The 26,021-nt window shown below is 64.9% G+C and carries 20 protein-coding genes; 4 read left to right on the forward strand and 16 right to left on the reverse strand.

All coding sequences use genetic code 11. The annotated features are described in order from the left end of the window. Positions 1-11: 11 nt before the first annotated feature. The 3 genes from ACFPPB_RS16915 (at position 12) to ACFPPB_RS16925 (ending at position 6,560) form a co-directional block, all read left to right on the forward strand. Complete coding sequence (locus ACFPPB_RS16915) at positions 12-2,918, forward strand: TonB-dependent receptor plug domain-containing protein (protein WP_377329224.1); 2,907 nt, start codon at positions 12-14, stop codon at positions 2,916-2,918. A 102-nt stretch (positions 2,919-3,020) separates the two neighbouring features. After that, the gene (locus ACFPPB_RS16920; protein WP_377329226.1) at positions 3,021-4,883 is read left to right on the forward strand and encodes a tetratricopeptide repeat-containing sulfotransferase family protein; all 1,863 of its coding nucleotides are present in this window, start codon (positions 3,021-3,023) and stop codon (positions 4,881-4,883) included. Between the two features lie 54 nt (positions 4,884-4,937). Next, positions 4,938-6,560: a family 43 glycosylhydrolase gene (locus tag ACFPPB_RS16925; protein ID WP_377329228.1), complete on the forward strand. Its 1,623-nt coding sequence runs from the start codon at positions 4,938-4,940 to the stop codon at positions 6,558-6,560. 69 nt (positions 6,561-6,629) lie between these two features. Here the strand turns inward: ACFPPB_RS16925 and ACFPPB_RS16930 are convergent, their stop codons facing one another. From ACFPPB_RS16930 to ACFPPB_RS16985, 12 genes are all read right to left on the reverse strand, one after another. Next, a complete protein-coding gene (locus ACFPPB_RS16930; RefSeq protein WP_377329230.1) occupies positions 6,630-8,870 on the reverse strand; it encodes a carboxy terminal-processing peptidase in 2,241 nt (746 codons plus the stop codon). A gap of 8 nt (positions 8,871-8,878) precedes the next feature. Beyond that, on the reverse strand, positions 8,879-9,889 hold the full coding sequence (lipA, locus tag ACFPPB_RS16935) for a lipoyl synthase (RefSeq protein ID WP_377329232.1): 1,011 nt from the start codon (positions 9,887-9,889) through the stop codon (positions 8,879-8,881). 9 nt (positions 9,890-9,898) lie between these two features. Continuing rightward, on the reverse strand, positions 9,899-10,567 hold the full coding sequence (gene lipB / locus ACFPPB_RS16940; RefSeq protein ID WP_377329234.1) for a lipoyl(octanoyl) transferase LipB: 669 nt from the start codon (positions 10,565-10,567) through the stop codon (positions 9,899-9,901). A gap of 125 nt (positions 10,568-10,692) precedes the next feature. Further along, entirely contained in the window at positions 10,693-10,983 is a 291-nt protein-coding gene (locus tag ACFPPB_RS16945) for a DUF493 family protein (RefSeq protein WP_377329236.1), read from the reverse strand. Further along, entirely contained in the window at positions 10,983-12,236 is a 1,254-nt protein-coding gene (locus ACFPPB_RS16950) for a D-alanyl-D-alanine carboxypeptidase family protein (protein ID WP_377329238.1), read from the reverse strand. The genes ACFPPB_RS16945 and ACFPPB_RS16950 overlap by 1 nt, the downstream gene beginning before the upstream one ends. A gap of 76 nt (positions 12,237-12,312) precedes the next feature. Next, a complete protein-coding gene (locus ACFPPB_RS16955) occupies positions 12,313-13,224 on the reverse strand; it encodes a septal ring lytic transglycosylase RlpA family protein (protein ID WP_377329239.1) in 912 nt (303 codons plus the stop codon). Then, the gene (gene mltB, locus ACFPPB_RS16960) at positions 13,221-14,225 is read right to left on the reverse strand and encodes a lytic murein transglycosylase B (RefSeq protein ID WP_377329241.1); all 1,005 of its coding nucleotides are present in this window, start codon (positions 14,223-14,225) and stop codon (positions 13,221-13,223) included. Before mltB ends, ACFPPB_RS16955 begins: the two co-directional genes overlap by 4 nt. A gap of 95 nt (positions 14,226-14,320) precedes the next feature. Next, positions 14,321-15,436 carry a rod shape-determining protein RodA gene (rodA, locus tag ACFPPB_RS16965; protein ID WP_377329243.1) on the reverse strand — a complete coding sequence of 372 codons (1,116 nt, stop codon included), beginning with the start codon at positions 15,434-15,436 and terminating at the stop codon, positions 14,321-14,323. Next, positions 15,433-17,397 carry a penicillin-binding protein 2 gene (gene mrdA / locus ACFPPB_RS16970; RefSeq protein ID WP_377329245.1) on the reverse strand — a complete coding sequence of 655 codons (1,965 nt, stop codon included), beginning with the start codon at positions 17,395-17,397 and terminating at the stop codon, positions 15,433-15,435. The genes rodA and mrdA overlap by 4 nt, the downstream gene beginning before the upstream one ends. 16 nt (positions 17,398-17,413) lie before the next feature. After that, on the reverse strand, positions 17,414-17,899 hold the full coding sequence (mreD, locus tag ACFPPB_RS16975; RefSeq protein ID WP_377329247.1) for a rod shape-determining protein MreD: 486 nt from the start codon (positions 17,897-17,899) through the stop codon (positions 17,414-17,416). Next, a complete protein-coding gene (mreC, locus tag ACFPPB_RS16980) occupies positions 17,896-18,870 on the reverse strand; it encodes a rod shape-determining protein MreC (protein WP_377329249.1) in 975 nt (324 codons plus the stop codon). Before mreC ends, mreD begins: the two co-directional genes overlap by 4 nt. A gap of 22 nt (positions 18,871-18,892) precedes the next feature. After that, positions 18,893-19,939 (reverse strand): rod shape-determining protein, encoded by a 1,047-nt coding sequence (locus ACFPPB_RS16985; protein WP_072762547.1) that lies wholly within the window; start codon positions 19,937-19,939, stop codon positions 18,893-18,895. A 276-nt stretch (positions 19,940-20,215) separates the two neighbouring features. On the opposite strand from ACFPPB_RS16985, the gene ACFPPB_RS16990 reads away from it, so the two are divergent. Then, the gene (locus ACFPPB_RS16990) at positions 20,216-21,151 is read left to right on the forward strand and encodes a carbohydrate kinase family protein (protein WP_377329251.1); all 936 of its coding nucleotides are present in this window, start codon (positions 20,216-20,218) and stop codon (positions 21,149-21,151) included. 53 nt (positions 21,152-21,204) lie between these two features. Here the strand turns inward: ACFPPB_RS16990 and glpK are convergent, their stop codons facing one another. The 4 genes from glpK to tnpC all read right to left on the reverse strand — a co-directional run bounded on the left by glpK (position 21,205) and on the right by tnpC (position 25,591). After that, positions 21,205-22,704, reverse strand: coding sequence for a glycerol kinase GlpK (glpK, locus tag ACFPPB_RS16995; protein ID WP_377329253.1), 1,500 nt, complete (start codon positions 22,702-22,704; stop codon positions 21,205-21,207). A gap of 100 nt (positions 22,705-22,804) precedes the next feature. Next, on the reverse strand, positions 22,805-23,371 hold the full coding sequence (locus ACFPPB_RS17000) for a TIGR00645 family protein (protein ID WP_377329255.1): 567 nt from the start codon (positions 23,369-23,371) through the stop codon (positions 22,805-22,807). Positions 23,372-23,561: 190 nt separating this feature from the next. Next, positions 23,562-24,047 (reverse strand): peptidylprolyl isomerase, encoded by a 486-nt coding sequence (locus ACFPPB_RS17005; protein WP_377329257.1) that lies wholly within the window; start codon positions 24,045-24,047, stop codon positions 23,562-23,564. Further along, positions 24,047-25,591, reverse strand: coding sequence for an IS66 family transposase (tnpC, locus tag ACFPPB_RS17010; RefSeq protein ID WP_377329263.1), 1,545 nt, complete (start codon positions 25,589-25,591; stop codon positions 24,047-24,049). The genes ACFPPB_RS17005 and tnpC overlap by 1 nt, the downstream gene beginning before the upstream one ends. Positions 25,592-26,021 lie beyond the last annotated feature (430 nt).

Raw genomic sequence — 26,021 nt, forward strand, 5'->3', positions numbered from 1 at the left:
GGGAGAATTTCATGCATCGTGTATTGCCTCACAACCGGCTGGCGCTGGCATTGTCCAGCGCACTTTTCGCCACCTTGTCACTAGGGTCTGCCGCGGCACATGCGCAAGACCAGGCAGCCGGCACCACGACCGCGACAGGAAACAAAGCTCCGGCGGCCGATCAGGCCCAGCCGGAAGCGGCGACGCCGAACAAGGCAAAAACCTTGAAGGCCGTCGTCGTCACCGGCTCGCTGATCCGGCGCGTCGACGCCGAGACGTCCAGTCCGGTGGTCATGGTGGACCGCGCAGCCATCTCTAATTCCGGCAAGCCGACTCTGGGCGACGTGCTGCAGCAGCTGCCCAGCATTTCCGGCAACGCCACCAATCCGCAGAACAACAGCAATGGCGGCGGCGTCGCCAGCCCGTTGCTGGAAGGCGGCGATGGTGCTTCGCGCATTTCCCTGCGCGGCCTGGGCACCAACCGCACGCTGGTGTTGATCGACGGCCAGCGCATGGCCAATGCCGATGTCAACATGATCCCGCAGTCCATGATCCAGCGCGTCGACGTGCTCCCCGAAGGCGCCTCGACGGTGTACGGCTCGGATGCGATCGCCGGCGTGGTCAACTTCATCCTGCGCAAGGACTACGCGGGCGCTGAAGCCAGCATCAACGATGGCATTTCCAGCCATGGCGACGGCCAGCGGCACGGCATCAGCCTGACCGCCGGCGCGAACGGCGACAACTACAACATCGTCGGCGGCCTCGATTACAACAAGTACGATGCGGTGCTGGCCACCCAGCGCAAGTTCTCCGCCCATCAGCTCTATCTTTCCAGCGGCGTGATCAGTCCGGCCGGTTCCAGCACCATCCCGACCGGCAAGATCCAGGTGCCGGCGTCGATCGCCAACCAGTACGGCTGCACGATCCGTTCAAACGGAACCGCCTACATCACGCTGGCACAGGGCAACGGATCGAGCCAGAGCGACTACCGCTGCGACCGCGGCAACCCGGATGCGTACAATTACAACGCGTACAACTACATCCAGACCGCGCAGCAGCGCATCGACGCCTTCGTGCTCGGCAGCTACAAGCTGAACGACAACATGACGTTCTTCGCGGATGCGTTCTTCAACCACACCCAGTCGAGCGGTCAGGACGCGCCCGCGCCGACCGGAGTCGGCGACGGTTGGCACGTCCTCTCCAGCAACCCGATCAACCCGTTCGGCATCACGTTCAGCGCCAATCCCATCCCGGGCGATCCGAACAGCGGCTACGGCTTCAATACCCGCCTGACCGGACTCGGTACCCGTCTGCACACGTACACCACCAAGAACTTCCAGATCAACACCGGCGTGCGCGGCAATTTCGGCCAGAGCAGCTGGAACTGGGATGCCTCGATCGACTACGGCTATAGCAATCGCCGGCAGCGCGATTACAACGAAGTCAACATCGCCGACTTCCAGGCGGCGATCGACAGCGGCGTGAACATCTTCGACCAGGCCAACCAGTCGGCCGCGTTGAGAGCCGGCGTGGACAGGCCGGAATATGTATTCACCAATGCCACGAAGCAGGTCCAGTTGGACGCCAACGGCGAATTGTGGGATCTGCCGGCAGGCGCCATGCAACTGGCCGTCGGCGCCCTTTACCGCCAGCAGTCGATGAATTATACGGTCTCCCCCGACGCCGTCCTCAACCTCGCCACCGGCAATTGCCAGGTGCTGCAGGAAGCCTGCGGTTCGCCCGGTCGCGGCAGCGACAACGTCAAGGAGCTCTACGCCGAATCGCTGATCCCGCTGCTCTCGGAGCAACCGTGGGCGTATTCGTTGAATGTCGACCTGGGCGTACGCGCTTCCGACTACAGCACCACCGGCACCACCACCAACAAGAAGATCGCCGTCGAATGGCGGCCGGTCGCCGACCTGCTGCTGCGCGGCACGGTGACCCAGGTATTCCGCGCGCCCAATCTGGATGAACTCCACGACGGCGTGACCCTGGTCCAGCCGACCTTGAACGATCCCTGCGTCGGCCTCACGGCGGCTCAGCTCGCGCAACACACCGCCGCCTGCCAGTACGTTCCGGTCAACTGGACGGGCAACTCGCCTGCGCAGGTCAACACTTATTACTCGGGCGCCGCCACGGTCGGCAAATCGCTGAAGCCGGAACATGGCAAGTCGATCGATTTCGGCCTGGTCTACAACCCCGGCTGGCTGCCGGGCGTGTCCACCAGCGTCGACTTCTGGCACGTCTATTTGAGCGATCTGCTGACACCGATTGCGGCGTCGACGGTGGTCAATGCCTGCTACGCCAACAACAGCAGCCCGTATTGCTCGTTGATCAACCGCTACGACACCACCACCCAGCAGCCGGGTCAGGTGAACGTCATCGACACGCCGGTGGTCAACCTGGGCAATCTCAGCACCAGCGGCATCGACTTCACGCTGGACTACAAGATCCCGCATTTCGACCTGGGCAGCTTCAACCCCGGCAATTTCAAGGCGGGCTTCGCCACCACCTATCTGGCCAACTACAAGAACGACGCCACTCCCGGCCAGCCCGGCGCGCAAACGATCAATTACGCCGGCACCTTCTCCCCGCAGTTCGGCAACCTCTCGCGCTGGCGTGGCGCGCTCACGCTCAACTGGGAGCTGGGCAACTGGAGCGCCCAGTGGCAGACGCGCTACATCAACCATCTGACCAACCTGAATGCGGACGCCGTCTACAGCGGAGTGAATATACCGATGGCCTCGGTGCTGTATCACTCGATCCAGCTCGGCTATGCGATCCCGTCGTGGCATACCAGGATCGACGTCGGCGTGGACAACATCACCGACAAGGTCCCGCCGCTGGTGTACCAGAACGGCCTGAACTACAACGTGGACACGGCCACCTACGACACGCTCGGACGCTATTACTGGGCACGCGCCACGTTCAAGTTCTGATCTGCCGACCACGCCGTAAAGTGTGAAGCTAGCCCGGAGGGCCGCGAGATACTCTCGCGGCCCTCTTGCATAATGGGGCACCGGACAATCGATCGAGAAGGCATGCCTACCCCAACCGGCGGTTTCGCCAACGCCATGGCCACGGCCTACCGCGCCGGCCAGATGGAACAAGTCATCGCCCTCGCGGCGCAGGCACCGGAAACCGGCAGTGCAGACGAAGGCATCATGCTGTGGCTGGGCCTGGCGCAACAGACGACCCATCGCTACGACGACGCCGCAGCGACGTTTCGCCGGTTGTCGCAGATGCGGCCGGAGGTTTCCGCGTACTGGAACAATCTGGGCCTTGCCTGCCGGCAGTCGGGCGATGCGGCGGCATCCGAACAGGCCTTCCTGACGGCGCGGTCGCTGGCGCCGGGCGATGCCGAGGTGCTGTACAACCTGGGACTGCTCTACATCCAGCAGCGGCGCTGGCTGCTGGCGCGGTTGACCCTGCTGGATGCCGTGGATCTTTCGCCGCATTTCATCGAGGCCCGGTTGCAGGCTGCCCATGCCTGCTACATATGCGGCGACAACAACAGCCAGGAGGCCATGCTGGCCGGCGCCATCGACTGGCCGCCGCAACCCGCCGAGCAGGCCCTGATCCTGGCCGCGATGCTGGCCGTGCAGGGCGATCCGGACGCAGCGCTGCGCACGCTGGCCCAGGCGGAGCTGCCGCCCGAGCCCGAGGCCGGCATCATGCGACTGCGCCTCGCCGCACAACGGATCGCGCTGCACGAGAGAAGCAACCAAGTCGAACTCGCAAGGGACGAACTGCAGCAGCTGCCGCTGAGCGCGATCGACAGGCTGCCGCCGGAAGCGCCGTGCGCCCGCGCCGAAGGCTGGAGCACCCATGCCGCCCTGGCCATGCGCGCCGCCGACCATGCAGCTGCCGCGGCACTGTACCGGCAGGTGCTCGCCGTGGCGACCGACGACCAGAGCCGTGCCAGTGCCGCCTTCGGCCTGGCCGCGGCCTGCAACAGGCAAGGCCATCGGGATGAAGCGTGGCAAGCTCTGCTGGCCGCGCATGCGGCACAACTGGATATCGCGCGGGACGTGGTACCGGAACTGCTGGCGGCGGACAGCCAGCCATTGCAGATGACGGGTCGCATCGTCAGCCGCGCCGCGTACGCCAGCTGGAGGCGACTGTCTTCGCCCGATGGCAGGAAAAGCCCGGTCTTCGTGGTCGGCTTTCCGCGATCGGGCACCACGTTGCTGGAGCAGATGCTCGATGCCCATCCGGATTTTCAGTCCATGGACGAGCGCGCCTTCATCCATGCGCTGACCGAACGCATGGAGCTGGTCGGCCAGCACTACCCCGCCGATCTCGCGACCCTGACCCAGACGGAAGCCGATCAGCTGCGCGCCGTCTACTTCCGGATGGTCGATCGCGTGCTGCCCGGGCTCGGGCAGCATCGGCTCGTGGACAAGAATCCGCTCAACATGCTGTGCCTGCCGATGATCATGCGGCTGTTTCCGCAGGCGCGCATCGTCCTGTGCCTGCGCCATCCGTGCGATGTGCTGCTCAGCTGCTTCATGCAGCCGTTCCGCTCCCCGGCCTTCATGGTGTTGTGTTCGTCGCTGCAGCGCCTGGCACGCGGTTATGTGCAGGCCTTCGAGCAGTGGTATCGGCACGTCGAGGTGTTCGCGCCACACGTGCTGGAGTGGCGCTACGAATCGGTCGTCAGCCAATTCGACGACCACGTCGCGCGCCTGGGGCAGTTCCTCGAAGTCGCCGACGCCTCGCCGATGGCACGCTTCGCCGAACACGCGCAAGGCAAACGATTCATCAGCACGCCAAGCTATGCCCAGGTCACCCAGGGCATCAACCGCCACGCCGTCAACCGCTGGCATGCCTATCGCGAACAGTTCGAGCCCGTGCTGCCCATCCTGCGCCCGCTGATCGACCGCCTCGGTTACACCGAATAAAAGACAGCGCACTAAATGGGCGACAACATCATCACAGAGCAGGAGGGAAACGAGATGGTCGATACCAGCCGTCGCAACAGCATCAAATGGATGCTGACCAGCGCCGCGGCCGCGCCGCTTGCGCTGCGGGCCACGACGGACACGGGCTGCATCGATCATGGCCGGCAGAGTCCCGCATGGGGCCGCGGAACCGAAGGGCAGCGAAAGGCGGACCTGGGCAACGGGACGTATCTCAATCCTATCGTTACCGGCGACCACCCGGATCCGAGCATCCTCAAGGATGGCGGCGACTACTACATGACGTTTTCGTCGCTGTTCGCCTATCCGGGCCTGATCATCTGGCACTCCACCGACCTGGTGAACTGGACGCCGCTGGGGCCGTCCCTGCACAAGCAGCTCGGCAGCATCTGGGCGGTCGACCTGTGCAAGCACGGCAATCGCTACTTCATTTACCTCCCCGCCAATCCCGGCGGCAAGGGCTGGTCGATCTTCGCGATCTGGGCCGACCGGATCGAGGGGCCATGGAGCGAGCCCATCGACCTCGAGATCAGCGGCTGCATCGACCCGGGCCATGCCGTCGGCGAAGACGGCAAGCGCTACCTCTTCGTCAACGGCATCCGCCGGATCCGGCTGAAGGACGATGGCCTGGCCACGGACGGGCCGCTGGAACCGGCCTACAGCCCGTGGCGGTATCCCGATGACTGGGTGGTGGAAGCCTTCTCGCCGGAAGGGCCGAAGCTGCTGCGGCATGACGGCTGGTTCTACCTGATCACGGCGGTCGGCGGCACCGCGGGTCCGCCGACCGGACACATGGTGATCGCAGCCCGCTCCAGATCCATCCATGGCCCGTGGGAACACTGCCCGCACAATCCGCTGGTACGCACCACCAGCGCCGAGGAGCCATGGTGGTCGCGCGGACACGCCTCGCTGGTGGAAGGGCCTGCAGGCGACTGGTGGATGGTGTATCACGGCTACGAAAACGGCTTCCGCACGCTGGGCCGGCAGACGCTGCTCGAACCCATCGAGTGGACCGACGACGGCTGGTTCCGCGCCATCGGAGGCGATCTGTCGAAAGCGCTGCCCAAGCCCCGCGGCGGTCGCCCCACGCCGGCCCGCGTCGCGCTGTCGGACGATTTCCGCAAGAACAGGTTCGGGGTCCAGTGGTGCTTCCACGATCCGGTGCCGGACGAGATGCGCCGCGCCGCGTATGAGCGACACGGCCTGCGCATCGCGGCCAAGGGAAGCTCGCCCGCCGACAGTTCGCCGCTGGTGTGCACGGTGGGCGATCGTGGGTATGTCGCCGAGGTCACGATCGACCTGGCCGGCAAGGCCGAAGGCGGGCTGCTGCTGTTCTACGACGCGAAGGCCTTCGTCGGCGTCGGCTTCACGCCCGACCACATGAAGACCTTCGAGTATGCGGGCGAACAGCTGTGGGCGCGACAGTCGATGCAGACCTCCAGCGTCCGCATCAGGCTGACCAACGACCGCAACGTGGTGACCTATCACTACTCGCACGACGGCGGAGAAACCTGGGTCCTCCACGGACTGCGGATGGAAGTCTCGGGCATCCATCACAATGTCTTCGGCAGTTTCCTCAGCCTCAAGCTGGGCATCTACGGCGCCGACGAGGGAAGCATCCTCGTTCGCGATTTCAGCTATCGCGCGCTGGAAGCCTAGGCCCAGGCATCGCCCAAAAACGAAGGCAGCGCCGGAGCGCTGCCTTCGTTGACCGTCACGCGATGAAACTCAATGCACGACCGGTGCGGCGGCCGGCGGCGCCACCGCCGCCGTGGCGGAGAACCTGCCGCCATACGGCAACACTTCGGCGGCCAGCTTCGGATCGGCCTTGACCAGGCCTACCGCGTCGAACAGGATGTGCGCGGTTTCGTTGAGCTGCACGTCCTTCGCCTTCTTCGCATCGCTTTCCTGCTTGAGCTCGCTCTTCAGGCTGCGCTCGTTCGCGTTGAGGCCGTCGTCCAGGCGGCTCTGCTCGTCGCTCAGCAAGGCGTCGGTACCGTCGATGGCCTTGTGCCGCGCGCGGAAATCGGACTGGATCGCATCCTGCTGCTTGCGCTCGGCCTCGCGCGAGGCGAAATTCAGCGAGATCGAGGTCTTGGCGCGCATGGCCTTGTATTGCGCCAGCTCGTCGAGCATCAGTTTCCAGGAGGGCGATTTCGCCACGCGTTGGTCATGCATCTGCAGCAGCTGCGGCAGATAGGCATTGAGGTTCGCCACCGGCTGGTAGTCGGCCGGCGGAATCTGCGTCCACTTCAACGCGTTGTCGTAGGTCGACTCGCCGAAGTCCTTGTCGTCACCGTTCTTCGGGAAAGCGATGTCCGGCGTCACACCCTTCAGCTGGGTGGAGCCGCCGTTGATGCGGAAGAATTCCTGGATGGTCATCTTCAGCTCGCCGAGCTGCGGCTTCTCGCTGTCGTTCTGCGAAAAACGGTCCAGATCGACCAGGTTCTGCACGGTGCCCTTGCCGAACGTCGGCTCGCCGACGACCAGGCCGCGGTGGTAGTCCTGGATCGCCGCGGAGAAGATCTCCGACGCCGATGCCGTACCGCGGTTGACCAGCACCGCCAGCGGACCGCTCCATGCCATGCCCGGGTCGTCGTCGCCCTGTACCTCGACCTGGCCCTTGGAGTCGCGCACCTGGACCACCGGCCCCTTGTCGATGAACAGGCCGGTCAGCGAATTGGCCTCGGCCAGCGAGCCGCCGCCGTTGTTGCGAAGATCGACCACGATACCTTGCACGCCGGCGGTCTTGAGCTCGCCGAGCAGCTTGGCCACGTCGCGGGTGGCGCTCTTGAAGTTCTTGTCGCCCTCGCTGCGCGCACCGAAGTCGGAGTAGAACGAGGGCAGCTCGATCACGCCGATCTTGCGGGTGACGTCGCCGTCCTTGATGTCGATGATCTTCTTCTTCGCCGCCGAATCCTCGATGCTGACTTTCTTGCGCACCAGGGTGACGATCTCGTGCTTGCCGTCCAGACCGGCATCGGCCGGCAGGATCTCCAGCCGCACGGTGGTGTCTTTCTTGCCGCGGATGCGATTGACCACATCGTCCAGCCGCCAGCCGATCACGTCGGTGAGCGGACCGCTGTCGCCCTGCCCCACCGCGACGATGCGGTCGCCGGGCTTGAGCTTGCCGGACTTGATCGCCGGACCGCCTGGCACCAGGGTGAAGATCACCGTGTAATCGTCGCGTGCCTGCAGCTGGGCGCCAATGCCTTCCAGCGACAGCTTCATCTGGATGTCGAAGTTTTCCGCCGCACGCGGGCCAAGGTAATCGGTATGCGGGTCGGTGGTTTCGGCGTACGCAGTCATGAATGTCTGGAACGCGTCCTCGCCGTCGAGCTGCTTGACCCGCTCGATGTAGCCGGCATAACGCTTGTCCAGCGTCTTGCGGATGTCGTCGTCGTTCTTGCCGGCCAGCTTCAGGCGCAACCAGTCGTTCTTGGTGCGCTGGCGCCATAGCGTGTCCAGCTCGGCCTGGTCTTTGGGCCAGTCGGCATGGTCGCGGTCGAACGTATAGTTTTCGTCGACGGAAAAATCGAAACCCTTCTTGAGCATGCCGCGCGCATAAGTCATGCGTTCCACCGCACGCTGCACGTACAGGTTGAATATCGAGAACGGCGCGGACAGGTCCTGATTCCAGATCGCGTCATCGAGTTCGGTCTTCAGCGGCGCGAACTTCGCCATGTCGGCCTGGGTGAAGAACACCTTCTCGCTGTCGAGCAGCTTGAAGTAGGCCTTGAAGATGCGCGCCGACATCGCATCGTCGAGCGGCTGCGCGTCGTAGTGGAAGCGGGTCAGGAAGCGCGCCGACAGTTGCGCGGCCTGCGCCTCGCTGGTGGTGGGGGTGAGCGGCCAGGTGGCCGCCTTGCGGCCTGTGCTGCCGGCACCGAGATCGGCCGCCGACTGCGCGGAGGCGCAGGTCGCGGTGACTAGGGCAAGCAACAGGAGCAGTGCAGGACGAAATTTCATGAAGGCTCTCAGGCTGACTCGGTGACACCGGCTGCATGGGCTTGCAGGTCGGCGTGATAGGACGAACGCACCAGCGGACCGGAGGCGACGTGATGGAAACCCATCGCCTCACCGGCTTCGCGCAGCGCCTCGAATTCTTCGGGAGTCCAGTAGCGCACCACGGGGTGATGGTGGGGTGTGGGCTGCAAGTATTGGCCTATGGTGATCATCTCGACGTCATGGGAGCGTAAATCGCCCATGGTCTCGATCACCTGATCCCAGGTTTCGCCCAGGCCCAGCATGATGCCGGACTTGGTCGGCACCTCGGGATGCTGCGCCTTGAAGCGCTTGAGCAGGTCCAGCGACCACTGGTAGTCGGCGCCCGGACGCACTTCGCGGTATAGGTGCGGCACGGTTTCCAGATTGTGGTTGAACACGTCCGGCGGGAAGTCCTTGAGCACTTCGAGCGCGCGCTCCATGCGGCCCTTGCCGCGGAAATCGGGCGTGAGGATCTCGATCTTGATGTTCGGGCTGGCATGGCGCGTGGCGCGGATGCATGCCGCGAAATGTTCGGCGCCGCCGTCGCGCAGATCGTCGCGGTCGACCGAGGTGATCACCACGTACTTCAGCCGCATGTCGCGGATCGTTTCGGCCAGCCGCGCCGGCTCCAGCGGATCCGGCGCGACCGGGCGGCCATGCGCCACATCGCAGAACGAGCAGCGGCGCGTGCATACCTCGCCGAGAATCATGAACGTCGCGGTGCCCTTGCTGAAACATTCGTGGATGTTCGGGCACGACGCCTCTTCGCATACCGTGACCAGCGCGTTCTCGCGCAGGCGCGCCTTCAGCTGCTGCACGGCGTTGCCTTGCGGCAGGCGTACGCGGATCCACGACGGCTTGCGCAGCATCGGCACGGCGGTATCGAAGCCGGCGCGATTCAGCGCGATCTTGTCGTTGCCGATCTGCTTTTCGCCGGCAGGCGCACCGCTGACGACGGTGACCGGGATGACCTTGGAGGAAGAGGTGGAGATTTCGCTCATGTAGACAGCTCAGACCGCTGCACGAGCGGGGAGTTCGGGTAAGACGGGGGCAGCTGGCTCGGCGGCAAAGCCGAACTGGCGGCAGAACTCCTCCACCAGCACGTCCTCGACCGTTGCCAGCTGCGACGGACCGCCCAAGTCTAGCAGCTGTGTGACCGCCAAACCCTTGTAACCGCAAGGGTTGATGCGATGAAACGGCTCCAGGTCCATGGCCACGTTGAAGGCCAGCCCGTGGAAGCTGCAGCCGCGCCGCACGCGCAACCCCAGCGCGGCGACCTTGGCATCCGCCACGTATACGCCGGGCGCGCCCTCGCGCCGCGCCGCCACGACGTTCCAGTGCGCCAGTGTGTCGATCAGCGACTGCTCGATCCGATTGACCAGCTCGCGCACGCCGACACCGGCCCGGCGCAGGTCGATCAGCGGATAGCCGACGATCTGGCCAGGGCCGTGATACGTCACCTGGCCGCCGCGGTCGACCGGCACCACCGGGATATCGCCCGGTGCCAGCACGTGCTCCATCTTGCCAGCCTGGCCGAGGGTGAACACCGGATCGTGTTCCAGCAGCCACAGCTCATCGGCCGTATTGGCGGTGCGGTTGTCGGTGAACGCGCTCATCGCCTTCCAGGTCGCCGCATATGGCTGGCGACCAAGGCGGCGAATTTTCAGCGGCAACGACATACAGCTTGACCTTCAGGAAATGTCTGGATCGATCTGTGGGAGCGACTTCAGTCGCGATGCTTCCGGTTTTTGCCGAAAAGCGATCGCGACTGAAGTCGCTCCCACTATTGTTTTTCCGCAAGCGGTCACAACGTGTAACGGATATCCGGGCTCGCGCGCAGTGCGGCGTGGGCCGCTTCGTACTGTTCGCGGGTGTCGCAGCGAAAGCTCACCGTGACCGAGACGAAGTTGCCGGCGCCGGAATGCCGGTGCCGCACGCTCTCGTGCAGCACGTGCAGGCCGGCACGCTCCAGCAGTTGCGGCACGTGGGTCGGCAGGTTCGCGCTGGCGCTGCCGACCGCGGTGATCTCGAACTCGCCGGGGAACTGGAAGCCCTTGCCGTCCTGCTTCGCCTTGCTGAAATCGATCGGTTGCATTATTTCGCGTCCGTGCTCTTCGCCGGCGCCTCCGCAACGGCCTTCTTGTCGCTGTGGAACCACAGCATGATGCTGTCCCACAGACGCGAGAAGAAGCCGCCCTGCGGTGCATCGTTCAAGGCGATCAGCGGCACGCTCTGCACCGGCTGGCCGACCAGCGTGATGCGCAGCGTGCCAACCTGCTGACCTTTCTTGAATGGCGCGATCAGCGTGGCCGGAATGTCCATGGTGGCTTTCAGCTGGTCGTATTCTCCGCGCTTGACGGTGACCAGCACGCTGTCGGCGACGCCCAGCGGCAACTGGTTCGCCTCGCCTTTCCACAGCCGCGGCGTGGCCAGTGGCTTGCTGGCATCGTACAGCTTGTGGGTCTCGTAGAAACGGAAGCCGTAGTTGAGCAGCGCCATCGCCGAATCGGCACGCGCCTTTTCGCTGCTGGCACCCATCACGATCGCGATCATGCGCTCCTCGCCCTGCTTGGCCGAGGCGGCCAGGCAGTAGCCGGCTGCCTGCGTGTGGCCTGTCTTGATGCCGTCCACGCTCGGATCGCGCCACAGCAAGGTATTGCGGTTGCCCTGCTTGATGCCATTCCATTCGAACTGCTTGATCGCGGAGATCGCATAGTCCTCGGGGAAATCGTGGATCAGCGCACGCGACAGGATCGCGATGTCGTGTGCGGTGGTGTAGTGATTGGCGATCGGGTAGCCGGAAGCGTTCTCGAAGTTCGAGTTCGCCATGCCGAGCTGCTTGGCATACGCGTTCATCAAGCCGGCGAAAGCCTGTTCGGAACCCGCGGCGTGCTCGGCCAGCGCGATCGCGGCGTCGTTGCCGGACTGGATGATCATGCCCTTCAGCAAGTCCTGCAGCGGCACCTGGCTGTTGAGCTTGAGGAAGCTGGTGGAGCCATCGGTGGCACCGCCGCCGGAGCGCCAGGCGTGCTCGCTGATGGTGACCGGATCGGTCATGTGGATCTTGCCGTTGGCGACTTCGGCCGATACCACGTAATCGGTCATGATCTTGGTGATCGAGGCGGGCTCGACACGCAGGTCCGGCTCCTTGCTGGCGAGGATCTGGCCAGTGGCGTAGTCCATCAGCACCCACGCCTTGCCGTCGACATCCGGCGGCGGCGGCACCGGCGCCTCGGGCACCACCGGGCGCGGCACCGGCGATGGATGCGGCGGCGTCTGGGCAATGGCGACACCAGCCAGCAACACGGTGGCGGCGAACGGAATCAGGCTACGGCGGAGAAAGTTCATCGGGTTGTTCAGTCCAGTCTCTGAAATATCGGCAAAAAACCTGCCGAGTGATTAAAAAGGGGTACACAAATCCCGCTCAGTCTACCGCGACCTGAGGCCGCGGCAGCCCCATGCCTTCGATCCGGGCGCTGACCTGATCGGCGCGATCCACGTCCGCCAGCGGCCCGACCCGAACCCGCCGCACGCGGCGGCCGTTGACGTCGGCGTTCATTACCTGCACGTCGCCGAGATTGGCCTGGCGCAGGCGCTGGGCGAGCCGCTCGGCATTGTCCGCATCCGAGAACGCGCCCACCTGCAAGTAGATGCCCGGGTGTGCGGATGGGACCACAGCTGCCGGCGGCAGTTCCTGCGCAGGATGGGCCGGATCGATGCCGCGCACCTCGACCAACCCTGTGCCCTTGGGCCAGATGCCGATTTTCACCGCGGCCGCGTAGGAGAGGTCGATCACCCGGTTCTGGTGGAACGGGCCGCGATCGTTGACTCGCACGATCACGCTCTTGCCGTTCTCGAGATTGGTGACCCGCGCATAGCTGGGCAGCGGCAGCGTGGTGCTGGCGGCGCTGAACCCGTACATGTCGTAGGTTTCCAGGCTGGAGGTCTTGTAGCCGTGGAACTTGTTGCCGTAGAACGAGGCGATGCCGCGCTCGTCGTAGCCGCGCGCGCTGGGCAGCACGTTGTACGTATGTCCCAGCACGGTATACGGCGACTTGTTGCCGTACAGCGAACGCGGCTCGACCTTCGGCACTGGCTCGACCAGCTTGCTCACGTCCGGCACGTCGTCCGGCACGCTGTCGCTGCCATCGCGGTAGCGGCTGTCCTGCGACTTGCTGAGATCGTCGCGAAAACCGTCGCCGCCGGCGCCACCTGTCCGACCCGGCCGCTGCCGATCGCCCTCGCCATGGTAAGGCTTCGTTCGCGCGCCGCCGCAGCCGGCCAGCAACATCGTCATGGCCAGCAGCAGCAGCAGCGCCGCGGCCGCCAGCCTCATGGCGCAGCATCCGCCTGCGCCACGCCGGCGGCGATGGCAGTCGCCAGCTGATCGACCGCCATCGCATAGAGCGGGCTGCGGTTGTAGCGCGTGATCACATAGAAATTCTGGAAGGTGAACCAGTACTCCGGTCCGCTCGGACCGACCAGCGTCTGCAGACTGGTGGGTTGCGCCGGCGACAGCGCTTGCAGCGGCGCGTAGCCCCACGCCTCGAGCTGCTCCAGCGGCCACTGCGGATTGGCGTCCTGCACCGCGATCGGCCGCGCCGCCGCATCCGGCTGCGCCCGCGCCGCCACCGGACCGCCATCGACCCAGCCGTGCTGCGCGAAGTAGTTGGCAACGCTGGCGAAGATGTCCGGCAGCGAGTTCTGCAGGTCGATGCGACCGTCGCCATCGGCATCGACGCCGAAGTCGCGGATGCTGTCGGGCATGAACTGGCCCCAGCCCTGCGCGCCGGCATAGGAGCCTGTCAGCGTGTCCAGCGGGCCGGCCAGATGGCTGTCCGGGAGTTCCAGCAGGACCTTCAGCTCGTTGCGAAAAAATGTCGCCCGCGGCGGGTAGTACAAACCCAGGGTGACCAGCGCGTCGAGCACCTTGTACTTGCCGGTGATGCGGCCGTAATTGGTTTCCACGCCGACGATCGCCACGATGTACTGCGGGGCCACGCCGTACTGCTTGCCGATCTGCTCCAGCAGCGCGCGGTGTTGGCGATAGAACGCGATGCCGTCGCTGATACGCAGGTCGGTCAGGAAGATCGGCCGGTAATCCTTCCACGGCTTGCTCTCGGCCGGGCGGTTGATTGCATCGAGGATGCTTTGCTGCATCTGCGCGCCATCCAGCAAGCTGTTCAGCGCCCGCGGATCCTTGCCGGTCTCGCTCGCCACTTCGCGCACCAGCTCGGCCTGACCGGGATGGGTCGCCGCCAGCGCCGGCGCAGCCACCCAGAACAAGCCGAGGATGGCGAGAAAACGGGCCGCGCGCGGCGCAGGAGTGGCAGTCATGTGCAGGCTTCGCTCGCAGAAAACGATGTCATCGAAAGCCTAACACGCACGCCGGGGCAACTTCGGGCCGAACGCGGGCGGCGCAATGGCTGTGTTCACAGGTGCATCTTGCGATTGGCATGGATCGACATCAACACACCGAAACCGACCAGCAGCGACACCGCCGAGGTACCGCCGTAACTGATCATCGGCATCGGCACGCCGACCACCGGCAGCATCCCGGCGACCATGCCGCCGTTGACGAACACGTAGACGAAGAAACTCATGCCGATCGCACCGGCGAGCAGGCGCGAGTAGGTGTCGCGCGCCTCCATCGCGATCCACAGGCAGCGGCCGATGATGAATGCATACAGCGCGAACAAGGCGCATACGCCGACCAGCCCGAACTCCTCGGAAAACACCGCGAAGATGAAGTCGGTGGTGTGTTCGGGCAGGAAGTCCAGCCGCGACTGCGTGCTGTGCTGCCAGCCTTTGCCGAAGATGCCGCCGGAACCCACCGCGATTTGCGACTGGATGATGTGCCAGCCATTGCCCAGCGGATCGGATTCCGGATTGAGCAAGGTCAGCACGCGGTCGCGCTGGTATTGATGCAGGAAGTGCCAGCCGACCGGAATCATGCCGCCCACCGCACCGATCAGCAGGCCGATCCGCCACCATGCCATGCCCGACAGAAACAGCGCGAACGCGCCGGCGGCGCTGACCAGCAGCGCCGTGCCGAGATCCGGCTGTTTGGCGATCAGCGCGGCCGGTATCGCGATCAGCAGTCCGACCATGGCGATGTCCTTCCAGCGCGGCGGCAACTGGCGCGGGTGCAGGTACCAGGCAACCATCATCGGCATCGTCAGCTTGAGCAGTTCGGACGGCTGAAAGCGCATCACGCCCAGGTTCAGCCAGCGGTTCGCACCGCGTCCTTCGCCGAGCACCGCCACCACCACCAGCAATGCGGTGCTGCCGGCATACAGCCATGGCGTCCAGTTGCGCAACGTCGACGGCGGGATGCGCGAGATCAGCAGCAACAACACGCCGCCCAGCACGAAGCGCGCGGCCTGGCCGCCGACCAGCGCGAGACTTTCATCGCCGGCGCTGTACAGCGTGATCAGGCCGACCGTCGCCAGCGCGAACAGGCCAAGGGCCAGCGGAAGATCGACCCGCGGCCGGGTCATGATGCGGCGCAGGAAGCGGCGCAGACGCACTTGCATGGTCCCGATCATGGCGTCGCTCCGTCGCCGCTGGATGGTTCCGCCGGCAGGTCTTCGACCGGCACGGTGGCATTGCTCGACGGCGTCGCCGGCGTGGGCAACGGTGTATCCACCGGTTGCGCGCCGCCCTTGGCGACCACCCAGGCATCAAAGATCTTGCGCACGATGGGACCTGCATCCGAGGCGCCCCATGCCCCCGCTTCGAGGACGACGGCGGCGGCGATCTGCGGGTCGTCCGCGGGCGTGTAGGCCTCGAACCATGCGCGATGGCGCGTCGCCAGATAAGCCGTGTTCTTGTTGGTGTTATAGGCGTTCGACGTACGCGAGAAACGCTCGGCGGTGCCGCTCTTGCCGGCGATCAGATACGGGAAGCCGTCGTTCAGCCTCGCGTCCTTGCCGGTACCGCCGGTAATCACCGCCCGCATGCCCTCGTTGATCACGTCCCAGTTGGAAGCCTTGCTGATCAGCGACGGGCCCGTGGGTGGATTGGCCAGTGGCAGCGGTTGTGCATCGGCCGCCCCCTTGGTGGCCATCACCAGCCGCGGCTGATAAGGCACGCCACGTCCGGCCAGGGTGGCCACGGCATGACCAATCTGCAACGGAGTCACCGCCCAGTAGCCCTGCCCGATGCCGGCGATCACGGTTTCGCCGGGAAACCAGCCGAACTTGCTGTGCCGGGCCTTCCACTCGCGCGAGGGCAGCACGCCTTCGGATTCGCCGAGCAGGTCGATGCCGGTCTTGCCTCCGAAGCCGAAGCGGCTCATCCAGGCGCTCAGCCGGTCGATGCCCAGATCCAGCGCCAGCTTGTAGAAGTAGGTATTGGTCGACTTCTCGATCGCACGCACCATGTCGACCGTGCCGTCGCCGCCGCGGGTGTCGTCGCGATAGCAGCGCGTCTGCCCGGGCAGGCAGAACTGCCCCGTGGACAGCACCGTATCCCCGGGGCGACGCACGCCGTACTCGAGTCCGCCCAGCGCAAGAAACGGTTTCACCGTGGAACCCGGTGGATAGACGCCCTTCAGCACGCGGTCGACCAGCGGCTTGTCCGGATCGTTGATCAACCCGCTGTAATCGGCCTGACTGATGCCGTTGACGAACAGGTTGGGATCGAACGTGGGCACGCTGACCATCGCCAGCACCTGGCCGTTGCGCGGATCGATCGCCACGGCGGCGCCTGGTCGACCGGCGAAAGCGGCTTCGGCGGCCTTTTGCATGCGTGCGTCGATGCTCAGGTAAAGATTCTTGCCGGGTATCGGCGGATGCGTCTGCAACACGCGCTGGGTGCGCCCATCGGCATTCACCTCCACCAGCTCGTAGCCCGGGGTGCCGTGCAGCACATCCTCGTAGGACCGCTCGATGCCGCTGCGGCCGACATGGCTGGTGCCCTTGTAGCGCGCCGGATCAAGCCGATCGAGGTCGTCGGCGTCGATGCGGCTGACATAGCCCACCACATGCGCGAACAGTCCGCCCAGCGGATAGCGCCGGGTCAGGTAAGGCACCACGTCCACCCCTGGAAAACGCCAGCGGTTCACCGCGAAGCGGTCGATCTCATCCTCGGTCAGGCGCATCTTCAGCGGCACGCTTTCGAAGCGCCGGCTCTGCGCGAGCTGCTTCTTGAACGCGTCCAGATCGTCCTGACTCAGCGGCACCACGTTGCCCAGCCTGGCCAGCAGGGCCGGCATGTCCTTGACCTGCTCGGGCACCACCTCCAGCCGGAACGCCGGCACATTGTCGGCCAGCAGGACGCCGTTGCGGTCGTAGATCAACCCGCGGGCCGGAGGAATCACCCGCGGCTTGACGCTGTTGCTGGTCGAGCGGGCGACAAACTCGTTGTGGCGCGTCACCTGCAGCACCATGTAGCGGCTGACCAGCAGGCAAAGACCGAGCAGCAGCAGCACGAAACCCATCACCGCGCGACGCCGGAACAGTTCGCTTTCGCCGCGCGGGTCCTTGATCGATCGCCGGATCTTCATGTCACTGGATCATGTCTTATTGAATCCGCAGACGCGCGCGCAGGTCGTCGAGCAGCAAGAACAGGAACGGCCACAGCACCGCACCGACGAACGGCGCGATCCACCAGCTGGCCGGCGGCAGCGACGCCCCGGCGAGCACGCGTATGATCAGCACCAGGATGCGGTCGTTCAACAGCAACGCCAGCACCGCGAGGGTCTGCTGCCACATCGGGAAGAAACGCAGCCGCGAACGGAAGCGCAGTGCGATGAAGACCAGCGCGCAAAGGCGCAAGGCCTGCTCGCCCAGCACCACGCCGTTGAAAAGGTCCGCACCCAGCCCGACCAAGAATGCCAGACCCAGATTGACCCGGTCCTCCGACTCCAGCGACCAGTACAGCAGGACCAGTGCAGGCCAGTACGGCTTGAACGGCTCCAGCACAGCGGGCAGCGGCACCAGCATCGAGAGCAGAGCAAACACCAGCGTGCCGACGAACCACCACAGGCTCAGGCGCTGCTTGTTCATTGGGGCACCCCGCCGGCGGCAGGCGGTGCCGACCGGACCGAGGATGTCGTCGCCGGCGCTGCGCCACCGCTCGGCATCAGTTCGCGAGGTGGTCCCATCGGCTTGACCGGCGCCGGCGGCCCGTCCGGTTCGGCCTGATCGTGCAGCAGCAACACATCTTCGCTGCGGTCGATATCCGCCGCGGGCCGTGCCAGCGCCACCTGGAACATGCCGGTGGCTGCCGGCGCCACCGAAACGATCTCGCCCACCGGGAAGCCGGGCGGAAAGCGGCCGCCGATACCGGAGGTAAGCAGCTTGTCGCCCGCGCGCACGTCGGCCGCCAGGGGAATAGTGGGCAACGCGAGCTGATCGCCGTCGCGCGAGCCGTAAGCCACCGTGCGCAAGCCCGAGCGCTCGATCACCACCGGAACGGCGTGTGCCGGATCGGTGATCAGCATCACCACCGAAGTCGTCGGCAACACCTCTTTGACCTGACCCATCACGCCATGCGCATCGATCACCGGCTGACCTGGCTTTACGCCGTCGCGGGCACCCATGTTCAAGGTCAGCCGGTATCGGTAAGCGCCCAGATCCACTCCGATCACGCGTGCCAGCTGCACGTTGAGATCCAGGCTGTGCTGGGTATCGAGCAGCTCCTTCAGCCGCTGATTCTGCTCGGCGACCGCGGCCATCCGGTTCAACTTGGCATTGGCCAGCAGGAGGTCTTCGCGCAGCCGCTGGTTCTGCTCGGTCAGCCGCTGGCGGTCGGCGAACGCCACGCTCATGGTGCGCACGCCCTCGGCCGGCAAACCGGCAAGCCGATATACCGGTTCCACCACCGCCGACGCAGCGTAGCGCAGGCGCCACAGCCAACCGTTGCGATGGTCGAGCACCATCAGCACCACGGCCAGTGCGAGATAGACCATCAGCCGCAGCGTGCCGGCCGCATTGCCGGCGAACAGAGGCGAGGATTCGTCGCGCGTGCGCGCCATGGCCGCCCCTGCCTAGCGTGGGTTATTCGGGTGCGAAGAAGTCGCTGCCGTGCTGATCGATCAGCTCCAGCGCCTTGCCGCCACCGCGCGCCACGCAGGTCAGCGGATCGTCCGCCACCTGCACATGCAGGCCGGTCTCCTCCGAGATCAGCCGATCCAGGTCACGCAGCAATGCGCCGCCGCCGGTCAGCACGATGCCACGCTCGGCCACGTCGGAGCACAGCTCCGGCGGAGTCTGCTCCAGTGCCGACTTGACCGCCGCCACGATGCCGGCGAGCGGCTCGTGCAGCGCCTCGAGGATCTCGTTGGAGTTGATCGTGAACATGCGCGGCACGCCTTCGGCGAGATTGCGCCCGGAGATCTCGATCTCCTTGACCTCGCTCTGCGGGAATGCGCAGCCGATCTGCAGCTTGATCTTTTCTGCGGTGGATTCGCCGATCAAGGTGCCGTGGTTGCGCCGCACGTAATTGATGATGGCCTCGTCGAAGCGATCGCCACCGACGCGCACCGACTGCGAATAGACGATGCCGTTGAGCGAGATCACCGCCACCTCGGAGGTGCCGCCGCCGATATCCAGCACCATCGCACCACGCGCCTCGTGCACGGGAATGCCGGCGCCGATCGCCGCGGCCATCGGCTCCTCGATCAGGAATACATCGCGCGCGCCGGCGCCTTCCGCCGATTCCTTGATCGCGCGGCGCTCGACCTGGGTGGAGCCGCACGGCACGCAGACCAGCACGCGCGGGCTAGGCCGCAGGAAACGCGACTTGTGCACCTGCTTGATGAAGTGCTGCAGCATCGCCTCGGTCATGGTGAAGTCGGCGATCACGCCGTCCTTCATCGGACGCACCGTGGCGATGTTGCCCGGTGTGCGGCCAAGCATGCGCTTGGCGTCGCTGCCGACCGCGGCAATGGTGCGCGGACCACCGGGACCCCGATCCTGGCGAATCGCCACCACCGACGGCTCGTTCAGGACGATGCCCTGGCCGCGTACATAGATCAGCGTATTGGCCGTGCCGAGGTCGATGGAGATGTCGTTGGAAAAGATCCCGCGAAACTTCTTGAACATGGGTCCGCCGTGGGTCGGCTTGGCTAAAAAGTAAGCTCGCCAGTCTAGTCAGCGTGACCCGCATGCGCAAGGACAATAACGTTAAGAAATCCTTTCACAACACTGCCCTAAGCACATTTCCTGCACCTCGAAGTGAGCTGTGCATGGCTGCGGAAAGTCGCCAACACAGACATATGGCGGTAGGATTCCACGCTTTGACCGCGGCATTCCGGTTCGGCCATCGCCGATCGCGGCGCGCGCGGCCTCTGCCACCTTGCCCGGGGACTCCCGCACATCATGCCTGCCGTCATCTGCGGATCGCTGGCCTACGACACCATCATGGTGTTCCAGGACCAGTTCAAAAATCACATCCTGCCCGATCAGATGCATATTCTGAACGTGTCGTTTCTGGTCCCGCGGATGCGCCGCGAATTCGGCGGTTGTGCCGGCAATATCGCCTATAACCTCAAGCTGCTCGGCGGCGATCCGCTGCCCGTGGCCGCCGTGGGGCAGGACTTCGCACCCTATCGCAAGCATCTGGAGCATTGCGGCATCCGGCTCGATTGCGTGCGCGAATTCGAGGACCAGTTCACGCCGCAGTGCTTCATCACCACCGACCTGGACAACAATCAGATCACCGCCTTCCATCCGGGCGCGATGTCCAGCGCACAGGAAAACCACGTGCGCGACATCCCGCAGATCGACATCGCGATCGTCGCGCCCGACGGCCGCGAAGCGATGCTGCAGCACGTCAACGAGTTCGCCGAGCGCGGCGTGCCGTTCATCTTCGATCCGGGCCAGGCGATGCCCTTGTTCAGCGGCGACGAATTCCGCTCGATGATCGCCAAGTCGACCTATGTGATCGTCAACGACTACGAGTCGCAGCTGCTGCAGACGCGGACCGGCTGGAGCGCCGCCGAGATCGCCGCCCAGGTGACCGCGTATGTCGTGACCCAGGGTCCGCGCGGCTCGATCATCCACGTCGACGGCGAGACCCATCACATTCCGCCGGCGCGCGAACGCCAGATCGTGGACCCCACCGGCTGCGGCGATGCGTATCGGGCCGGCATGATCTTCGGCATCATGGGCAACAAGGACTGGCCGACGGTCGGCCGCATGGCTTCGCTGATGGGCGCGCTGAAAGTCGAACATCCCGGCACGCAGAACCAGCGTTTCAGCTACGCCGAGTTCGCTGCGGAATTCCTCGACCAGTTCGGTTACGCACTGGACTGACCGTTGCGCCGGCGGCTGGACGACGACGCTCCCGACAGGGAGCCTCGTTTGCATCAGTCGACGCGAAAACCGATGGTCGCGTTCACTGCGTCCTGCCAGCCGCGATACAGGCGTTGCCGGGTGGCTTCGTCCATCGTCGGCTCAAAGCGTCTGTCCACCTGCCACAACGCCGCGATCTGCGCGCGGCTTTCCCAGAACCCCACCGCGAGTCCCGCCAGATAGGCCGCGCCCAGCGCGGTGGTCTCGGCCACTCGCGGGCGCAGCACCGGCACACCGAGCATGTCGCTCTGGAACTGCGCCATGAAGTCATTGGCGATCGCACCGCCGTCGGCACGCAACTCTTTCAACGGAATGCCGGCGTCCGCCTCCATCGCGGCCAGCACATCGCGCGACTGGTAGGCCATCGACTCGAGCGCCGCGCGCACCACATGTTCCTTGCGGGTACCGCGCGACAATCCAAACATCGCGCCACGCACGTCGCTGCGCCAGTAAGGCGCACCCAGCCCCACGAATGCCGGCACCAGATACACCCCCTCGCTCGAAGGCACGCTCTCCGCACACAGCTGCGAATCGCTAGCGTGCTGCAGCATGTGCAAGCCATCGCGCAACCACTGCACTACCGAGCCGGCGACGAAGATGCTGCCTTCCAGCGCGTACTCGACCGTGCCGTCCACCTCCCAGGCGATCGTGGTCAACAAGCCATGCCGTGATGGCACGGCCCGCGTGCCGGTATTCATCAGCATGAAACAGCCGGTGCCGTAGGTGTTCTTGGCCATCCCCGGCTCGAAACAGGCCTGGCCGAACAAGGCCGCCTGCTGATCGCCGGCCACGCCGCTGATCGGTATGCCTGCCGGCAAACCCGGCAACGCCACGGTATGGCCGTAGACTTCACTGCACGAACGCACTTGCGGCAACATGTTTTGTGGAATATCCAGCATGCGCAGCAGTTCGTCGTCCCAGCATCGCGCATGAATATCGAACAGCAGCGTGCGTGCGGCGTTGCTGATATCCGTGACATGCAGCTTGCCGCCACTGAGGTTCCAGATCAGCCAGCTGTCGATCGTGCCGAACAGCAGATCGCCTCGCTGCGCACGCGCACGGGCGCCCGCTACGTGATCGAGGATCCAGCGGATCTTGCTGCCGGAAAAGTAGGCATCGATCAGCAAGCCGGTCTTTTCGCGCACCATGCGTGCGTAGCCGTCCGCTTCCAGCCGCTCGCAGATCGCCAGGCTCTGCCGCGACTGCCACACGATCGCGTTGTAGACCGGCTGGCCGGTATGGCGGTCCCATACCACGGCGGTCTCGCGCTGGTTGGTGATGCCGATGCCGGCCAGTTCGTTGGCACTTACCCGTGCCGCGGCCAGCGCGTTGCCGACCGTCTCCAGCACGCTGGCCAGAATCTCCTGTGGATCGTGCTGCACCCAGCCCGGCTGCGGGAATATCTGGTGCAACTCGCGTTGCGCCAAACCCGCAACGGTACCGGCTTGGTCGAACAGCATCGCGCGCGAGCTGGTCGTGCCCTGATCTATCGCCAGTACGTAACGTTGCACCACGGTACTTCCTTTCGCGCGGACCCGTCGCCCAGGAACCCATCGGCGAAGAGTATCAAGTGGCCGATGCGTGGAGCGATCGCCGTGCCTCGACCGTCCGCGTTCAGTGCGCCCCGGCGTGCTTGCCGACGGGCTGGGTCAGCTTGTCGATGTAGGCAAGCGCCACCGCCGAGATCACGAAAGTCAGGTGCAACAGGATCTGCCACATGATGGTGTCGCCGTCCATGCTGCGCGCCTTGATGAAGGTGGCGAGCAGGTGGATCGAGGAAATGCCGATGATGGCCATCGCCAGCTTCACCTTCAGCACGGTGGCATTCACGTGCGACAGCCATTCGGGTTGATCCGGATGCCCTTCAAGCCGCAGACGCGAAACGAACGTTTCGTAGCCTCCCACGATTACCATCACCAGCAGGTTCGAGATCATCACCACGTCGATCAGACCCAGCACGGTCAGCATGATCGTCGCCTCGGCAGTTTCGGTTCCACCCGAAGCGTCGATGCCGTTGTGGAACAGCGTGGTCTCCATCAAGTGCCACAGCTCGCGCAGGAACTGCACCACATAAATGCCCTGGGCCACGATGAGGCCAAGGTACAGGGGCAACTGCAGCCAGCGCGAGGAGAAAATCAGGTGCGACAAGGGGCCGAGGCGGCCTGGATGGGAAGTCGTCATTCGTGTTTGTATTGAGGGGGATACGGCCGATTCTAGCGAGCCTCGCAAAAACTTTCGTTAACGCGAGTCATCATCGCAATATCTTCGTCGTTACCTCGGCAGGCGCATACGAAGGCCGACGGATCATGGTTCGATAGGAACCGAGCGTGCTGATAAAGCGTAAGCGCCCGGCGAGGACACATCGAGTGGTTCAGCCGCTCTGTATCACACGATGAAGCAAGGTATAGCCGACACGCCATTGCATCGTCTCCGATTGCAGCGTGACGGTTTTGTCGTTGAGCCGCAGGATGGTGCCCTGACGCGGACGACGGTCGCGATCCTGGAAGCCCACGACATCGCCGACGCGGACCTCGTGACGACCGAGTCCTTGCCTGGGTTGCTCCCGGATATCGGCATCCACGCCGTCGAGATTGATCGAGGCGTACTCGACCAAGATGCGGTTTCCCGTCGGCAGTTGCAGCACCACGTGCTTGCGACGGAGTTCGGCAACGATGCCCGAGTGCATGACGTTGTCACGTGGATCGTAAAAGTCCACCGTCTGTCCCAGATGCACACGGGCGTGTACCGCCAGGATCCAGCGCGGATCATCCAACTGACGGTCGATCGCCCAGCGCAGTCGATACAGGTCAAACGCCGAGGCCTGGCGCAAGGCCGTGATAATCGCGCTGTAGTCCATCAGGGAGTGTTCCGCAGGGGCAGTAGCGTGTCGATGTCGCGATCCTTCGTGGTGGGCAGCCGCGTGAGCCCGTCAGTGAGCCATGCCTGCGGCTCATGCCCGTTGGCTTTGGCGGTGGCCAGCAGGCTCATGATCGCCGCGGCGCGTTGGCCGACCGTTTCGGAGCCGGCAAAAAGCCAATTTTTGCGACCCAGGACGATCGGCCGGATCCCGTTCTCGATCGGGTTGTTATCGATCGGGAAGGCGCCGTCATCGGCATAGTGTGCCAGCGCGGGCCAGCGGCGCAAGGTGTAGTCGATCGCGTTGGCGGCGCCGCTGTTGCCGGCCACCTGGGGCCGCAAGTCGTCCAGCCAGGTCTTGATGGCCTGCAGTGCCGGGACAGCATGATTCTGGCGGTAGGCACCACGGTCGTCGATCGACATGCGCTTCGCTTCGGCCTCGATGCGGTACAGCACCGCAATGCGCTCGATGGCTTCGCGGGCGATGGGGCTGCCGCTGGCCTTGTGCTGGTCGACAAACTTGCGCCGCGCATGCGCCCAGCAACCAAGCTCAGCCATGCCGGCGGCAAACATCGCCTTGTAGCCGACGTAGTCGTCGACCATCAGCGCGCCCTGATAATCGCCGAGGAAGCGACGGGCGTGCTGGCCGCTGCGGCTGGTGCAGAAGTCGAAGACGGTGATCGACGGCCCGATGCCGCTGCGGTAGGCAAACAGGTAACTGCGATGGGTCTTGCCCCTGCCGGGCTCGAGCATGCCCACCGGCGTCTCGTCGGCGTGCAGTGCCTGCAGCGACAGCAGCGCGTCGCGCATCCGACCCACCAGCGGCTGCAGCGCCACCCCGCAGGCGCCGAGCCACTCGGCCAGGGTCGAGCGGGAGATCGCGATGCCGCGGCGAGCGCAGATCGCCTCCTGCCGGTACAGCGGCAGGTGATCCAAATACTTGGCCACCAGCACCTGCGCCAGCAGATCCGGGGCGGCGATGCCGCGATCGATCACGGTCGACGCCACCGGTACCGCCGCGATCGTCTCGCAGGCACGGCAGGCGTACTGCGGATAGACGTCGCGACGCACAAAGAATTGCAGCGGCTTGCACGACAGCTTCTCGCTGACGTGGTCGCCGGTGGGCGCCAGCTCGCCGCCGCACCGCCCGCAGGTGCAGGCGCTCGGCTCATACCGGGTGACGCGCTCCAGGTCCTCCGGCAGCGGACGGCGCTTGGGCGCCTGGCGCGGGCGATCCTTGGTCCGTTCATCAGCCGCTGGCGACTGCAGCGCTTCGAGCTCGGCTTCCACCGCGGCGATGTCCGCCGCCATGGTCTCCTCGAACAGCGCGCGCTGGGCCGGATCCATCTTCTCTGAGCGGGCGGCGAACTGCGCGCGGCGCAACCGCGCGATCTCGGCCGTCAGCACGCTGATGCGCGCTTCGCGCTCGGTGATCGTGCGCTCGTGACGCGTGATCACGGCAACCTGCTGCGCGATCTGCGTGTCGCGCTCGGCAATCGCCTGCATCTGATCGGCGACCAACGCACTTAGCGTCTGGACGTCCATATCAGCGGTGGAATGCGCGTGTTCCATGGCCACGCAGCGTAACGATTTACACGCGTGGCGCAAGCCTTTTTTGCGGACTCGAGCGGCGCCACTCGACACTCGACTACCTCAGCCCGATACAGTTCGAGCAGCAGAGGCAATTAGCTTAGGATGGTGTCCACGAAACCGGCAGCAGTCCATATCCCCGCGGCGTCAGACTAGTTGTCGCCTCTGAAATTTCTTAATCAAGAAGCTCAGAGGTGTAAGTTGAAGATCAAACAAACGTATTCGTTGGCGTTTCGTGAGCAGGCGCTGGCCAAGGTATTTCCTGATTCCCCATCTGTCGCATCCTACGATACGACAAGGGTAGACGCTGCAACCGTCTGAAGAGACGGAGGTAGTGTCATGAAGAAGAACCAAGTGCAGTTTCAGTCCGGCATGAGCCTGATGG

The organism is Rhodanobacter terrae (genome assembly GCF_042657005.1).
In the GTDB taxonomy this organism is placed as follows: domain Bacteria; phylum Pseudomonadota; class Gammaproteobacteria; order Xanthomonadales; family Rhodanobacteraceae; genus Rhodanobacter; species Rhodanobacter terrae.